We start from the raw sequence: 1,697 nt of genomic DNA, 5'->3' as shown, positions 1-1,697 counted from the left end.
TTGTACTGTAATCAAAAAATGTACTTTACTAGATCGATTTTCATGTGATTATGAAAAAGCTTTAAATCTGTAATTTTTGTTAACTCTTGACCGACTGTTATTTTCCCAACTGCTTGTGGGCCAAATATTAATATGAATTTCATTTGTTTTCCTCCGATTTTTCTCTATAAACAATTACATAAAACATATCCTAAAATTGAAAATAAGGCAGTCGATGTTGTGTCGATTGCCTTATTTTCATGAATAGTTCCTATATTATTCGTTTCGTACAGCTTCAAAAGTAATAATTTGGTCTGCATTTGACGGTTGCTTTTCATAAACATAGTCAGCAGAGCAAGTAATGTCAGTGAAACCTATACTTTCTAAAAGGAGTTTAAACTCTTCTATTCCATACCACCGCATTGCAAAGCGTTGTAGCTCTGTTTGTACTAACTTTCCTTTACTCCATTTTTCATATTTTAAATATGATACAGTTACTTGGTTAAGCCAATCTATTTCAATTGATTTATTTTCTAATGTAATCCCGTCTCCGCTTGGTAAGGAAAAAGTCGATGTATGAATCTCACCTGTCTTCCAATCATACGGAAGCCCAAGGTCTACAATTAAACGCCCACCTGGATTAAGATGTTCATAAAAACATTTCAAAGCGCTTATAGAATCATCACGATTTTCAATTAAACAAAAGGATCCAGTAGGAATGATAATTGCCTCATATTTATGCGGCAGTGAAAATTGTTGCAAGCTTCCTTCATATACATTAGGATGTATGCCTCTCTCTTTACACCGCTTTCGGCAAGAATCTAGCATTTCAGGCGAATAATCTATCCCATCAACTTTAAAACCAGCTTCAAGAAATGGAATAATGACACGCCCCGATCCTACCGCTGCTTCAAGAATTGTTCCTTTACAACTTTTTAAACGTTCTTGATAATATTCAATATCACCATTCAAAGAGTAACCGACAGGTTTTGTGTAATCATAAAGTTCCGTACAAAGCGTACTATAAAAACTAAACATTTATTTTCTCCTCCGTTTTATACGTACGGAAGATTTCAATTCAATTAATCTTCCTGTACCTTTAATTTTAATGAAAATTCGAAAGAGCTGACTGTCATAATATATCACTCACTTTCTATATAATATATTTACATTGTATAATATTTCCTAGCGATTGAACATATAAAACTTGAAAATTCTGATTATAAATAAAGAGCTTACTATAGTAAGCTCTTTATCAAAAACCCTTTATTTCACAATCGGCAATGTCACTTCACTCAATTTTACTGTAAGCTTCGTGCCCGCTTTCGGTCTAATTGTATAATCGTAATCACTTGCGATTAAGACGACTCCTATTTGATGTMCTGCTTTAAATACGTAATCATCTGGCTGCATGTCCCATGAAAATGTGTAATCTTTACCAGGTTGAATCGCTGTTGAATTCTCTATACTATTTAAATTTTGTGGATCCATCCAACCTCTCGTTACAATTTCAGGCTTCGCCCCACCATAATCAACGAGTAATGCTGTTAAATTTGATACAGACCGATCAATATTCCCTTTAATTGAAATCTTCGGCGTACCGCTTATTCGCATATCTTTTTGCAGTACAGGCATTGTATATATTAATCGATTCGCTACTTCTAACTCAGGGTTTTCTACTAGTTGATTTGACTTTATTTTAGCATCATCTACTAATG

Annotated in this window: 2 protein-coding genes and 1 pseudogene; all 3 read right to left on the bottom strand. The window is 33.7% G+C overall.

The window, feature by feature from the left end:
• A pseudogene (locus AC1DTM_RS25345) lies at window positions 1-143 on the bottom strand (shikimate kinase); the annotation flags it as partial.
• 112 nt (window positions 144-255) lie between these two features.
• The gene (locus AC1DTM_RS25340; RefSeq protein ID WP_016105114.1) at window positions 256-1,017 is read right to left on the bottom strand and encodes a class I SAM-dependent methyltransferase; all 762 of its coding nucleotides are present in this window, start codon (window positions 1,015-1,017) and stop codon (window positions 256-258) included.
• A gap of 228 nt (window positions 1,018-1,245) precedes the next feature.
• On the bottom strand, window positions 1,246-1,697 hold a 452-nt coding region (locus tag AC1DTM_RS25335), incomplete at its 5' end, for a CocE/NonD family hydrolase C-terminal non-catalytic domain-containing protein (RefSeq protein ID WP_477001173.1).

Source organism: Bacillus sp. P4_D3, assembly GCF_056401855.1.
This window is presented reverse-complemented; position numbering and strand designations above follow the sequence as displayed.